This window comes from Sphingobacteriaceae bacterium GW460-11-11-14-LB5, assembly GCA_002151545.1.
Classification (GTDB): Bacteria; Bacteroidota; Bacteroidia; order Sphingobacteriales; family Sphingobacteriaceae; genus Pedobacter.
The window spans coordinates 5,653,177-5,667,034 of the sequence record CP021237.1 but is presented as its reverse complement, the minus strand read 5'-3'; the positions used below and the strand labels follow the sequence as shown (position 1 = coordinate 5,667,034).

15 protein-coding genes are annotated in these 13,858 nt (G+C 37.3%); 12 read left to right on the top strand and 3 right to left on the bottom strand.

The window, feature by feature from the left end:
* The 3 genes from CA265_23165 to CA265_23155 all read left to right on the top strand — a co-directional run bounded on the left by CA265_23165 (position 1) and on the right by CA265_23155 (position 4,000).
* Positions 1-2,430 carry a TonB-dependent receptor gene (locus tag CA265_23165; GenBank protein ID ARS42399.1) on the top strand — a complete coding sequence of 810 codons (2,430 nt, stop codon included), beginning with the start codon at positions 1-3 and terminating at the stop codon, positions 2,428-2,430.
* 25 nt (positions 2,431-2,455) lie between these two features.
* On the top strand, positions 2,456-3,010 hold the full coding sequence (locus CA265_23160; GenBank protein ARS42398.1) for a DNA mismatch repair protein MutT: 555 nt from the start codon (positions 2,456-2,458) through the stop codon (positions 3,008-3,010).
* Between the two features lie 231 nt (positions 3,011-3,241).
* Positions 3,242-4,000, top strand: a complete 759-nt coding sequence (locus CA265_23155) for a 1-acyl-sn-glycerol-3-phosphate acyltransferase (protein ARS42397.1) — start codon at positions 3,242-3,244, stop codon at positions 3,998-4,000.
* 86 nt (positions 4,001-4,086) lie between these two features.
* Here the strand turns inward: CA265_23155 and CA265_23150 are convergent, their stop codons facing one another.
* Together CA265_23150 and CA265_23145 are read right to left on the bottom strand one after the other, a co-directional pair.
* Entirely contained in the window at positions 4,087-4,836 is a 750-nt protein-coding gene (locus tag CA265_23150) for a DNA-binding response regulator (GenBank protein ID ARS42396.1), read from the bottom strand.
* Positions 4,837-4,882: 46 nt separating this feature from the next.
* The gene (locus tag CA265_23145; protein ARS43107.1) at positions 4,883-5,860 is read right to left on the bottom strand and encodes a hypothetical protein; all 978 of its coding nucleotides are present in this window, start codon (positions 5,858-5,860) and stop codon (positions 4,883-4,885) included.
* A 319-nt stretch (positions 5,861-6,179) separates the two neighbouring features.
* On the opposite strand from CA265_23145, the gene CA265_23140 reads away from it, so the two are divergent.
* From CA265_23140 to CA265_23125, 4 genes are all read left to right on the top strand, one after another.
* Positions 6,180-6,437, top strand: a complete 258-nt coding sequence (locus CA265_23140; GenBank protein ARS42395.1) for a hypothetical protein — start codon at positions 6,180-6,182, stop codon at positions 6,435-6,437.
* A gap of 4 nt (positions 6,438-6,441) precedes the next feature.
* On the top strand, positions 6,442-7,350 hold the full coding sequence (locus tag CA265_23135) for an ABC transporter ATP-binding protein (GenBank protein ID ARS42394.1): 909 nt from the start codon (positions 6,442-6,444) through the stop codon (positions 7,348-7,350).
* A gap of 1 nt (position 7,351) precedes the next feature.
* On the top strand, positions 7,352-8,149 hold the full coding sequence (locus tag CA265_23130; protein ARS42393.1) for an ABC transporter permease: 798 nt from the start codon (positions 7,352-7,354) through the stop codon (positions 8,147-8,149).
* A 122-nt stretch (positions 8,150-8,271) separates the two neighbouring features.
* Entirely contained in the window at positions 8,272-9,837 is a 1,566-nt protein-coding gene (locus CA265_23125) for a peptidase M28 (GenBank protein ARS43106.1), read from the top strand.
* 101 nt (positions 9,838-9,938) lie between these two features.
* On the opposite strand, the gene CA265_23120 is transcribed toward CA265_23125, so the two are convergent.
* On the bottom strand, positions 9,939-10,169 hold the full coding sequence (locus CA265_23120; GenBank protein ARS42392.1) for a hypothetical protein: 231 nt from the start codon (positions 10,167-10,169) through the stop codon (positions 9,939-9,941).
* 290 nt (positions 10,170-10,459) lie between these two features.
* Here CA265_23120 and CA265_23115 point away from each other — a divergent pair, with 290 nt between their 5' ends.
* The 5 genes from CA265_23115 (at position 10,460) to CA265_23095 (ending at position 13,700) form a co-directional block, all read left to right on the top strand.
* Positions 10,460-11,056, top strand: a complete 597-nt coding sequence (locus CA265_23115) for a hypothetical protein (GenBank protein ARS42391.1) — start codon at positions 10,460-10,462, stop codon at positions 11,054-11,056.
* 220 nt (positions 11,057-11,276) lie between these two features.
* A complete protein-coding gene (locus CA265_23110) occupies positions 11,277-11,645 on the top strand; it encodes a hypothetical protein (GenBank protein ID ARS42390.1) in 369 nt (122 codons plus the stop codon).
* Between the two features lie 3 nt (positions 11,646-11,648).
* Positions 11,649-12,296, top strand: a complete 648-nt coding sequence (locus CA265_23105) for a hypothetical protein (GenBank protein ARS42389.1) — start codon at positions 11,649-11,651, stop codon at positions 12,294-12,296.
* On the top strand, positions 12,263-13,054 hold the full coding sequence (locus CA265_23100) for a hypothetical protein (GenBank protein ID ARS42388.1): 792 nt from the start codon (positions 12,263-12,265) through the stop codon (positions 13,052-13,054). The genes CA265_23105 and CA265_23100 overlap by 34 nt, the downstream gene beginning before the upstream one ends.
* Before the next feature lie 4 nt (positions 13,055-13,058).
* The gene (locus CA265_23095) at positions 13,059-13,700 is read left to right on the top strand and encodes a DNA-binding response regulator (protein ARS42387.1); all 642 of its coding nucleotides are present in this window, start codon (positions 13,059-13,061) and stop codon (positions 13,698-13,700) included.
* The last annotated feature ends 158 nt before the right edge of the window (positions 13,701-13,858 follow it).

Here is a 13,858-nt window from a genome sequence, read left to right as displayed (position 1 = left end):
TTGGAAAAACTTTTACCCAAGCTTTGCTTTACCTTATTAATTTTACTCAACGCCATTGCGGCGTTTGCTGTAGAAAAAGGCGTAATCAGCGGAAAAGTGGTTGAAGAAGTTGGTGGGTTATCCATACCATCGGCCGTCATATCTGTTTATATTGATGGATCTGAACAACCTGTAGTTACATCCGCTACAGATGAGGACGGCCATTTTAGCATTAAAAATCTAAAAACCGGGAATTATAGTATTAGGGTAAGTTTTGTGGGTTATGCGCCGTTAAAAGTAAATGGAATAGCCATCACAGAAAAAGATTTCGATAAAAACCTTGGCGCATTAAAATTAAGTTCTGATCAAAATTCTCTGCAGGAGGTAACCATTACCGTTCAGAAACCACCTATCGAATTTGGTGCCGATGGCGTTACTTACAATGTGGGTTCAACACTATTGGCCGAAGGCAGTACGGCAACAGATGTACTAAAAAATGTACCCATGGTACAGGTAGATATTGATGGCAATGCAACCATTGCCGGAAAAAGAAATACCAGAATTTTTATTGATGGCAAGCCCTCAGACTATATGACCTCCAACATTGCCGACCTGCTGAATGTGCTTCCCTCTGATGCCATTGATAAGATAGAAGTCCTGACCAATCCACCATCAAAATACAGCGGAGATGGCGAAGGCATCATCAATATTGTGATGAAAAAAGGCTTCAAAGTTGGTTTTAATGGAAATGTTGGCATTTCGAGCGGCTTGCAAGGCAATGGCAATACCAATGCAAATGCTTCTTACCGAGGAAAATCTTATGCCATAAACGGAAGTGCAGCATACCGTTATAATGTTGGCAAAGGTGATAGTCATAATTTCCGCGAAAACTTTTTCCCTGATACAACTTTCTATTATGACCAGTATGGCGCTTACCGCAACCATAACAACGGTGGAAATTTTAGAATGGGCTTAGACTGGACCATTAGTCCAAAGCAAAGTTTACGGTTATCAACCAATTACAACCTCAACAATTCGAATTCAAATTCTACCGCCGACCTTCATTATTTAAGCGAAGAAAAGATAGAAAACCGTTTACGCAACCAGCATAATACGGGCAAAGGCAACAGCAATAACTTTGTTTTTAATGCCGATTACGATCTCCAGACCGATACCAGTGGAGGTAAAATATCTTTAGGTCTAAACTTCAACACCAACAAAAGCATTGATTTTAGGGATTACAGCACCACTTATGCCCAACCCAGCACATCGGCCCCAACTTTACAGCAAAACAATAACAATACCGGGAACAGGGGCTTAAACGCAACCTTAGATTACGAAAAACCAATATTCAACAAACGCGATCGCATTGAGGCAGGCCTGGCATTTAATTACAGAGAGAACGACAATGATCTCCTGATCGAGAATTTTAATTTTGCAACGCAACAGTTTGTGCGTAATAACAAATTATCGAATCAGTTTTTATACAATGAAAATATTGCTGCAGCATACGCATCTTATAACTACCGAAAAGTAGGCTGGGGTGTTAAAACAGGCGTTAGAGCAGAACTTACCGATGTAGCTTTCGATTTATCTACTGGTCAGAATTACAATGTGAAACCCTATTTGAGTGTTTTTCCTAATGTATCTTTAAACCGGTTTTACCGCAAACGATATAATATTGGCGCCACTTATAGTATCCGTGTTAACCGTCCAAGGGAAAACACCTTAAATCCTCAGGTAAACAATGTTGATACGCTAAATATTTCCTACGGAAATCCTAATTTATCGCCGGCTTATACCCACCAGTTTGATATTAATTTTGGGGCTTTTGGCCAGAAATGGTCGTTTAATCCACGGCTCTCTTATTCAACCAGTCAAGGTGTTATAGAGCGTTACCGCACGGTTACCTTAATTCCGGGCTCCAATACCGCGAGATCTGAAAGCACTTATGATAATGTGGGAACTAATCATTCACTATCGCTTATCTTAATTGGAAATTATCGCCCTACCAATAAGATATCGGCCAATGGAAATTTCAGTGTGATCCAGAGTAATTATAAATCACAGTTAAACAGTTCGTTAAATCGGGATGGTCTGAGTTTTAGAGGAGCAATAGGCTTATCGATGCAATTACCACTTAAAACCGCCTTTGAATCGAACTTAAATTATGCCAACAACACCAATGCCCAGGGCCGGAACAAAGGTTCAATGACATCTAATTTCTCGGCACGGAAAGTCTTTTTTGGTAACCGGTTAAACCTTCGCATCACGATAAATGATATTTTAGGGAACAGAACCAATACCTTTTACAATGAAGGGCAGAATTTCAGACTGGAGAATTATTCGACAAACAACACCCAAAACTTCACCTTTAGTCTGAATTACCGTTTTACTAAAATTACTGTAAATAAAATCCCTCCTCCGCCCCCAGCTGTAAAACCACAGTAATAAATCATATTTGTTATCTTGCGGCATGGAAGAGATTAACCCCTGGAAAACACTAGAGAGCGAGGTAAAATACGACAACAACTGGATTCGTTTAACCGAACATCAGGTAATCAATCCGTCTGGCGGACAAGGGATTTACGGCACGGTTCATTTTAAAAATCTCGCTATTGGCATCCTTCCTTTGGATGAAAATTATAATACCTGGTTGGTTGGTCAATACCGATACCCAATTAACCTATATAGCTGGGAAATTCCAGAAGGTGGCGGGCCGTTTCATGAAGCACCATTGGAAAGTGCTCGGCGTGAATTGTTAGAAGAAACAGGCATGAGTGCCCGAAACTGGAAAGAGATACAAAGAATGCACCTTTCTAATTCGGTAAGCGACGAATTAAGCATTATCTATATAGCTACCGATCTCCTACAAGGCATTGCCATGCCTGAAGAAACAGAGGAACTTGTGGTTAAAAAATTGCCTTTTGATGAAGCCTATCAAATGGTTCTGAATGGAGAAATTACCGATTCGATGAGCGTAGCTGCAATCTTAAAAGCCAAACTGATGATGTTGAATGGTGAATTGTAGAATAATATATTAAGATTCCGTCATTTCGAGCGCAGTGCAGCGTAGTCGAGAAATCTTTCAGTGCATAAATATTAAATCAATTTTAAAGATTCCTCCACTACTATCGTAACGACACCAAAAATATGTCTACAGCTTTAAACCCTGTACAATTTGTTATATACTCTTATTGTTTTCGAGGTAATTAAACCAGAATAATTTATTATTATCTTTGCCACCTATTCAATCAACAAGATGAGCAAGCTTTTCGGATATATTTTAACCCCTGTTTTTTATATTTTCTTTGGATTAATGCTTTGCATTTTCCATCCTGTCCAATGGATCTGTTATAAGTTTTTTGGTTATAAGGCGCATAAAGTTTCGGTAGATATCCTCAACTTTTTCCTAACCTATTGCCAGATTTTTCTGTTCAATTCGATCAGTTTTAAGAATGAATACGATTTACCTACAGACAGGCCTATTATTTTTGCCGCTAACCACCAAAGTATGTACGATATACCTTCGTTAATTTGGTTTTTAAGAAAACACAGCGCAAAATTCATCTCGAAAATTGAGCTTACCAAAGGCATTCCATCTATATCCATTAACCTGCGCCTTGGCGGTGGAGCAAACATTAACCGGAAAGACAACAAGCAGGCGATTTCCGAAATCATCAAACTGGGCCGTAGGATGAAAGAGAATAATTGGAGCACTGTTATTTTCCCAGAAGGAACGCGGTCGAAAGACGGTCAATTGAAAACATTCCAGTTTGGAGGCATCGCTACCATATTAAAAGTAGTACCCAATGCGCTGGTAGTTCCGGTCGCTATAGAAAATTCGTGGAAAATTGTTCGCTTTGGCATGTTTCCCTTAACCACAGGAAATGCCTTAAAATGGACGGTTTTAAAGCCAATTGAACCATGCGTAAAAACACCAAATGAGATTACATTGGAAGTAGAAAACGAAATCAGGAAAGTTTTAGGCCAGCCAATGGCACAGCCTGCTACACTGTAAGGTTAACCGATTAATCGTTAGAATTGGTTATCGGTGAATGCTAAACGCTTAACCTTCCATCACCCATTTTACATCTTACCTATTCCCTAAATATTCTTATTCCCGATCACCCTGAAAAATTCATCACGATAGGTATCGCCAACAGGGATAATTTTTTGGTTGATGGTAATGCGGCTACGCTCGATACTTTCAATTTTATCAACAGCCACAATATAAGATTTGTGCACCCGGATAAACTGACCTTGAGGTAAGGCTTCTTCCATTTTCTTCATACTCTGTAGCGTAATTACACGCTCATCTTTCGTAAATATCGAAATGTAGTCCTTCAAACCTTCGATAAATAGAATATTGTGCAAATAGATCTTTTGAATCTTATGCTCAGTTTTTACGAAAATATAATCTTGAACAGGATTTGGCGAGCCAGAAAATGGTGCAGGTGTAACGATGGGTTGTGCTACACTTGCTGGCGCCTCAACTGGTTTTACCTGATTGTGTACTTTTTCTACCGCTTTATAAAAACGGTCGAATGCAATTGGCTTTAACAAATAATCCGATACATTAAGGTCGTAACTTTCTAAAGCATATTGCGGGTAAGCGGTAGTTAATATATAGTGGCATTTACTGCCTGCAATTTTTAAAAACTGGATTCCGGTTAGCTCAGGCATTTGAATATCTAAAAACACAAGATCAATCCCTCCGCCCTGAACAATCTGCAAAGCCTCAATTGGGTTTTCGCACCTTTTAACCATGGTTAAAAAAGGTACTTTCGAAATATAATCCTGTAAAATATCAAGCGCTAAAGGCTCATCATCAACAACAATACAGTTTAGGTTCATTTTAGGTTATTATTTTAATTAATGATTTTTATATCCGGTTTTTGGATTATATGTCAATCATCAGTTCACAGGTATAATGAGTAGCCGAATTTACAACATTTAATTTATATCTATCAGGATAAACCAATTGTAATCGTCGTTCTACATTGGTTAAACCAACTCCCCCCTGAGCATCTTTATTCTGCTGGTTCTTTTTATTAACTACACTAAAATGCAAAATCTTCTGGTTGGCAATGATATTGATTTTAATAGGCTCGGCCGGATCATTCACCACACCATGTTTAAAAGCATTTTCTACAAACGAAATCAACATCAGGGGCACAATTTTTTGATTATCAATTTCGCCGTTTAAGGTAAGTTCGATATAGGCACCATCTTTAAATCTTATTTTCTGCAGCTCGATATAACTGGTTAAATAATCTACTTCTTTGCTTAACGCTACGGTTGGCGTATTGCTCTCGTAAATCATGTAGCGCATAATCTCCGAAAGCTTCATAATGGCATCGGCGGTTTTGTCTGATTTCTGATAAGCCAGGGAATAGATATTATTAAGCGAGTTAAAAAGAAAATGAGGGTTTAACTGCGACTTTAAAAACTGAAGTTCCATTTCACGGCGCTCACTTTCTAAGTTACGTTGAATCCTTTCGCTTGCAAACCAATCGATCGTAAATTTGATAATGCAGCTACAGATTAAGAAAAAACCCGATAAAAATGTAACCAGAATCACAAAGTTGTGAACAGGTATTTCCATTCGTTTTCCTTTGGCACTTACCGTAGTCAATACATCATCTGGATACAATACTGCGATGGCGGTTTTAGCAACAACCGATACGGCAATCAATAATAAGAATGCTAAAACATATATGAGGTATTTTTTTCTCTTTTTGATTAACGAAGGAATTAAAAAGATATAGTTAATGTAGAAAATAGAAATATTGATTATACCATAAACCACATAGCTAATAAAATAATCTTTCATCGTATGCTTGGTGGTATCGAATATATTGCCACCAACGATAATCATTAAGATAATTGTCCAAAAAATAGCATGTAATATTAAAGGCCCTTTACTCTGTTTCATTAGAAATATATTAAATGGTTATGGAGCAGATATCCGTTCAATAGACGCATATCAACTTCATGCATCCAAAATAAATAAAGTTTTATCGATTTACTTACACAATCTACCAACGGGCATTTTTTTTCTACCAACGGCCCAATAGGCAAATTTTATCGACAAACGCCAAAAATGTCTGTTGATCTAGAATCTTGAACACTTGGTATAATAGATTTTAGCAGGTTGATTTTCTTGAGTTTCTTTGAATCATCAAAACGAAAACAAAATGAAAACATCATCAGCAATCAACTTAAACAATCAAGCAGTAATGGCTGATGATCACTTCACAGCCTCTCAAATAAAACTATCGATCATGAAAAAGTTAGCAAACACATCACCATTTTTACTTTTATTATTACCTGTATTTATGATGATTATCTTAACCCTTACCGTTAACACCAATCAGAATGATGCAGAAATAGTTGTAAAACCAACCAAAACATCTGGTTCTGTTGTGAAACAAGTTAGTGCTATTTTCAAATAGAACTATGGGTAATTACGCTATCGAAACAGTAGGTTTAAACTTTAACTTCGGCAACCAGGTTATTGTAAAAGATCTTTCCTTACAAGTACCAAAAGGCAGTATATATGGTTTCTTAGGCCCCAATGGGGCTGGAAAAACAACCACCATAAAAATCCTGCTGAACCTGCTGAAGTCGCCATCCGATCAGGTTTTTATATTTGGTAAAGAAATAAACAGTAACCGCATAGCGACCCTTAAACGTATAGGCGCTTTAGTAGAACAACCGGCCATTTATGGTCATTTAACGGGGAAAGAAAACCTGATTAACCGCTGTATTCTACTGGGTATTAAAAAAAATAAGGCTGATGAAATGCTGGCCCTGGTGGGCTTAACTGAGGCAGCCAATAAAAAAGCCAATAAATATTCATTAGGCATGAAACAACGGCTGGGCATTGCTCAGGCATTAATTTCAGACCCGGAATTATTACTACTGGATGAGCCTACTAATGGCTTAGATCCAAATGGCATCATTGAGATTCGAAATCTGATGATCGATTTAGCCACAAAACATCAAAAAACAATATTGGTTTCAAGCCACTTATTGGCAGAAATAGAAAGAACAGCAACTCATGTTGGTATTATAAACAAGGGGCAATTATTATTTCAGGGCACGATTAACGAACTTCATTTACTGAGTAAACCTATGCTCGAAATCGAGGTAGACAAGATTGAAAGTGCAAGTTCCTTTTTAACAAAGTCGGGCTACGAAATTGCGGCAAAAACCGATAGGGTAATTACTATACCATTTACTTCATCGCAAAATAGCGGCGAGTTAAATACTTTACTCATTCAAAACGGTTTTACAGTGAGCAGTCTTTATCAGCAACGAAAAGATCTTGAAAACTTATTCCTTGATATTACTAAAACAAACTAACATGCACGCTCTTTATATTTCCTTAGTTTCAGAATTTTACAAATCAAGAAAGACCCTGGCTTTCTGGGCAGCGATATTGTTACCGCTGATCATATGCGGCTTAATCACTTTTGGTTTTTATTCCAGTTCCGAAAAAGTTCTCGCCAATCATTATCCTCCCATGATATTGTGGGCACAGTATAGTGGTGCAGCACTAGGCGTAATGGGCTTTTTGGTCATGCCGTTTTACGTCATATTTATGGCTTTTTCAGTTAATAATATCGAACATAAAAACGATACCTGGAAAATGTTATTTGCTCAGCCTTTAAATAAATTTTCGATTTATGCCGCGAAATACCTTTATGCAATATTTTTAATATTTATCTGTTTATTCCTTTTTGCTTCCTTAACCTTTGCTTTTGGCCATTTACTACAAGTTTTGGTGCCAAAATATAATTTCAATCAATATAACCCACAAAACATCCTCATCAACTCTTATGCTAAACTTTTCCTGTCATCATTAGGCATTTTATCGCTACAGTTTATCCTGAGTTTGATATGGGGCGATTTTCTTAAACCGATGGGCATTGGTTTTGTTGGAACTATAATGGGCATTATTACGGCAAATGTAGGCTGGAAATACGCCTATCTGATTCCTTATTCACTACCTGCCTTGGCTTTAAAAATGACCAGGGTAAAAAAAGGAGGCGATCCGCTGGATTTTCCGGTTTTTACGCAGGAAATATGGACAAGTTTAATTTATGCGGCTATTCTTTTCATTATAGGCTATTTTATCGTAACCAAAAAGAGTATAAAATAGTATCAATCTGTAAATTTCTTGTCTTAGATAAGGTAATCATGTAAAAATCTCATTGGATAATAATTTGAAGTGGTTTAAAGTGTAATTTAGATCAAATCAACCACCAAATTATTCATAAAATGATCAAAAGATTTACAATCACGGCATTGGTCTTTGGCCTGTGCTTTTCAGCGCTTGCACAAGACACCCCTGATGCAGCTGTAGTACAAAAAATAAGAAAGGAAGGTTTAGAAAATTCGAAGGCAATGGATATTGCTTTTAATTTAACAGATGTAAGCGGTCCCCGCTTATCAAACTCTCCGGGATTAAAAAAAGCACAAGATTGGGCAGTGAAACAACTAACCGATTGGGGATTAAAAAATGCGCACCTCGAAGCATGGGGAACTTTCGGAAAAGGCTGGCAGATTGATAAATACTATGCAGCCACCACACTACCTTACTATCACGCCATTATTGCCGCTCCTAAAGCATGGACACCTGGCACAAATGGCCCGATCAAATCGCAGGTCATTTTAATCAAGGCCGATAGTGTTGCCGATTTAGCGAAATATAAAGGTAAATTGGCCGGAAAAATCATTATGATGGATCAGGGCACCCCACTTACCAGTGGCATTAAACCTGATTTTTCGCGCTATGCCGATACTACATTGGCACAAATGGCCGCAGCAAAACCTCAAACTGCAGGCCCAAGACAACGCCCGGCCGGGGGACCAATGGCCGATAGAATGGCGCAGATGGCGAAAATGCGCGAAATCCGTGCGGCAATGAGTGCCATGTTGGTTGAAGAGAAAGTAGGTTTAATTTTAACTTATGCCCGTGGAGGACAGGGGACCTTTTTCACCAGCAACGGTGCTTCTTATGCTTTAGACGCAAAACCAGTATCACCTGAACTTGAAGTTGCAGCAGAAGATTACTTGCATATATTGCGCCTTTTACGCGCTGGCAAGCCTGTAGAAGTTGAAGCCGATATCAAAACCTCTTTTTACGACCAGGATACTCAAGGGTATAACGTAATTGCCGAAATACCTGGGACAGATAAAAAACTAAAAGATGAAGTGGTAATGATTGGCGGGCACTTCGATTCGTGGCATGCGGCAACTGGTGCAACAGATAATGCGGCAGGTTCTACGGTAATGATGGAAGCCATGCGTATTTTAAAAGCGATAGATTTTAAACCAAAGCGCACCATCCGTATTGCACTTTGGAGCTCAGAAGAGCAAGGTTTATTTGGCTCAAGGGGTTATGTAGCAAAACACTTTGGCGATCCGAAAACTATGGTATTAACGCCAGATCAGAAAAAAATATCAGCTTATTACAACCTCGATAACGGAACAGGAAAAATCCGCGGTGTTTATTTACAAGGCAATGCAGCGGCTGGTCCGATTTTCCAAAGTTGGTTAACCCCATTTAACGATCTTGGCGCAACCACCATCACGATCAATAACACAGGCGGTACTGACCACCAGGCCTTTGATGCAATAGGCATCCCGGGTTTCCAATTTATTCAGGATCCTGCCGATTACAATACCCGTACCCACCATAGCAATATGGATACTTATGATAGACTTGTTGAGGATGATTTAAAACAAGCAGCAACCATTATTGCTTCTTTTGTTTATAATACTTCGCAGCGCGAGGGACAGATTCCAAGAAAAGAACTACCTGCCCCACAACCCGCAAGACCTTAAACCAAAATACAGTATAAACAAAAGCCTGCTGATTTGACTTTAGTATCAAATAGCAGGCTATATTGTTTAAAAGTGAGAGGTTATGGTATATTTTAAAATCTCTAAAGAGATAATATTCTTTCTTTAAACGCCCAAACAATTAATTGGTAAGAATTTTTAAGATCAAGTTTTCTTACCATATTTCTCCGGTGCGTATTAACTGTATGCTCGCTGATAAAAAGCATTTCACCAATTTCTTTACTGTTGTAACCCATTGATAACAGGTGTACAATTTCGACCTCCCTTTCGCTAATCGAACTATGATTTTCCTGTAGTAGGATATTATTTATCATTTTGAAAGAATTAAATGGTTAATGTTTCTAATAATCAAGCCTTGATAAAAACAGACTTATTTTAAAATAAGTCCAAAATATTTGTTTTCATAGGATAGACCGTATTCATTGTTTACAATAACAAATTATTGAGTTGCTATTGTATACCAAAAGTAGTGGTAGGCCGTAATTGGGTGTTAGCACAAAAAACCCTAAATAAAAGGGTATTTTTACGGTATTTTTGATTATTTTAGGATTAGGTAAATTCAGTTGAATTATATAAATTTATGAATAACTTAAATTTTTAAATTATGATAAAAGAACTTGAAACCAATGCTCTGACTGATGAAGTGGAAAACCAAACGAATCAGTTGTTGAGAAAAGACCTGATTGAAATAGAAGGAATTTCTAGTGAATTAATCAAATCAAATGAAAAATTAGAGGAAGGAGTCTCTAATTCACTTACATTAGACATTGCTAAGCAAATGACAGCGGCATATAAAAACAACCAAGTTCTACCACGAGGTAGTTATACAGAATCTGCTTGGTTCCCTGCTAGTCAAATTCTTCAATTAGCGCAAAACATTATTGAACACGGCGGTGATGGATTAAGAATCCATTTTGGAAGATATAATGAAGAAATAATTAGTCAGATCAATGAACTTCCATATGGCAAGAAAGTGCCAGAAAACTATAAAAACTTAGACACTCTTATTTTTTCAATTACGAAAAACGTCGATGGAATTCCCAAAACCGATTATTTTGAATCTACACCTAAAACCAACAAGCTGAAAGCAACTACTGCTTTTACATTTAAATCCACAAAAAACCAAGTATACCTAGAAAATAGAGGAGACATTTGCCCACCATCAATGACTGTTAGTGGAATGGATGTTATAACAATTTAAACATAATATTTGGCAGCTATCCACTTTAAGAGAGAAAGAATACAATAATTCATGAGCCCGATTCAAAGTTGGGCTCATTTTTTTTATCCAATTTGGCTTTGATTCAATCTAAATTTTGAAATAAAACATCAGTTTAGAATTGGATTCTCGCTTAATTAATCTAAATGTTGCTTTACTCCGAATTATTATCGATTTTTAGAGAAAATCAAACAATAAATTTATGAGTCAAAAATTAAATTCGGAACCTATCGATAAGAAGGTTGCGCAGGCCATGGTTGATGCCTATGCCGTAGAAGCAAGAAAGTTTCCACAATCTTTCACCAAAGCAGTATGGTTTCCGGCAGAACAGATCTTAGAAATTGCAAAAGCAATGAGCGAAGGAAAATATGATGGGTTAAGGCTTTATTTTGCGCAATATACCGATGTTTTGCCTGAAGGTGTAAAAAGTGGATCTACAGGTAGAAACACCTTATTACTGGTTCCAACTACTCCAGCTGAAAGCAATGACGACGAACACCAGGATAATCTTGATGATATTGGAAACCGAGGGCAGGGCTGCCCTGATATGTGTGGAGGAACAGATTTATAAATAATGAGGTATTTATCTTCTATATTTATAGCAGAGCTGATCTGCTTAATAGTTGCCATTGCTACAATATGGAAAGATAAAAATGCCTTTGGGAAAGTAATTACCTGTTATTTGGCCGTTGCATTGGTTACTGAAGAAGCAGTGACTTATTTTGCAATAAGAAGTATACACAATTTATGGCTCTTTAATATTTTTATATTTTTTGAAATCAGCACAATATTATATGGCCTTTACCATTGCTTAAAAGAGTATACCAATCCCAAACCTATATTTATTATAGGTTCGGGTATTGTGTACTTATTATACTTTAGCTTTTTTATCACCCATCCCTTTACCGATCTAAATACGATTACCATTAGTGTGATGTCGGTCCTTTTCACACTTTATTGTCTGTACTATTATTATTTATTGTTAAAAGACGAACACTTTATCGAGATCAAAACACATCCCCAATTTTGGTGGGTAACAGGCGTTTTATTTTACTACTTTGGTAGCACCATGTCGAACATCTTTGATGGATTGTTTACCGTTAAGATTATAAGTTATTATACCTTAAGATATTGTATTTACATCGTATTAAACCTTATTTTATATAGTTTTTGGTTATATTCCTTTATATGCAGAATGAAACAGCAAAAATTGCAATCTTAGTTGCCATTTCAACACTAATATTCCTGCTTGTACCTGTGTTTTTGATTTTATACATCCGATCGTACAATCGGCATAAAAAGAATCATGTATTGGAAAAACAGAATATGCAGCAAAAATTTGAGTCCGAAATGCTTCAAACCCGGGTTGAAGTACAAGACCAAACCATGCAGAGTATCGCCACAGAATTACATGATAACGTTGGCCAGTTACTCAGCCTTACCACACTCACCTTAAATTCTGTAAACTTAAATGATGGCGAAAAAGCCAGGAAGAAAATCGACAATTCATTGGCACTTGTTAATAAATCCATTAAAGAACTAAGGGAGTTGGCTAAACTATTACATGGAGAGCAGCTGGTCGAAAATGGCCTTGGCCATGCCATCGATCAGGAAATTAACTGGTTGAATAAAGCTGGTACTTATGAATTAAAGATTAACAACCTGCTTGTTGATCTGCAAATTGCATCACCAGATAAGGATTTGATCATTCTTCGTTTATTACAGGAAGTTATCAATAATATCATCAAACATGCCCAGGCAACCTGTATCCAGATCGATTCACACCTGGCAGACAATATTTTATACCTGAGAATTGCAGAAAATGGAGTTGGTTTTGAGCCTGAAGAAATTAAATCAAAAAAATCAGGGATGGGCTTAAATTCTATTTATAAAAGAATTGAGATGATCAATGGAAAATTAATATTAAATTCGGCTCCAGGCGAGGGCACTTCCATCTCAATAGAAGTTCCATACCCTTAATTGTATGCAAGAACAAAGTATTTCTATCGCTATTGTTGATGATCACACGCTTTTCCGTTCCGGATTGGCAAGTCTATTGGAAGAATTTGATGAAATAAATATAACGTTTGAGGCGGTAAACGGATTAGATCTCCAGGCCAAAATGAACAACCATCAGCAGGTTCAACTGGTACTAATGGACATCAATATGCCTGTAATGGACGGCTTTGCAGCAACCAAATGGGTTAAAACAAATCATCCGCATGTACATGTGCTTGCCTTAAGTATGCTTGAAGATGAAAAAGCGATTATTGGAATGCTTAAAGCAGGCGCCGGAGGATACATGCTTAAAGAATCAACACCATCCGATCTGCTAACTGCCATTAAAGTAATTGTAGATAAAGGCTTTTATGTAAACGAACTGGTATCGGGAAGACTTTTGGTGGCACTGAAAGACAGCGATCAAAAGCCTGTATTCACCGCAAGGGAACTTACATTTTTACAATATTGCAGCACAGAACTTACTTATAAGGAAATTGCAGACCTCATGAATGTTAGTCCGCGCACTGTAGATAACTATCGCGAATCTCTTTTTGCCAAACTGAATATTAAATCGCGCACCGGATTAGTGGTATATGGTATCAAAAACAACCTGATCACGATCTAAGCTCCCCCACAACAAAGCAACACAAAACACTGTAATACAACAAATTAAATAATAAAGTCTTATTGCTTTTTGCTGAGAAAAGTCCTAAAGCAGAACAAAGGATTTCGCGCATTAATTTTTTCTGATAATTTATTAAATAAAATTTGGATAACTAACTA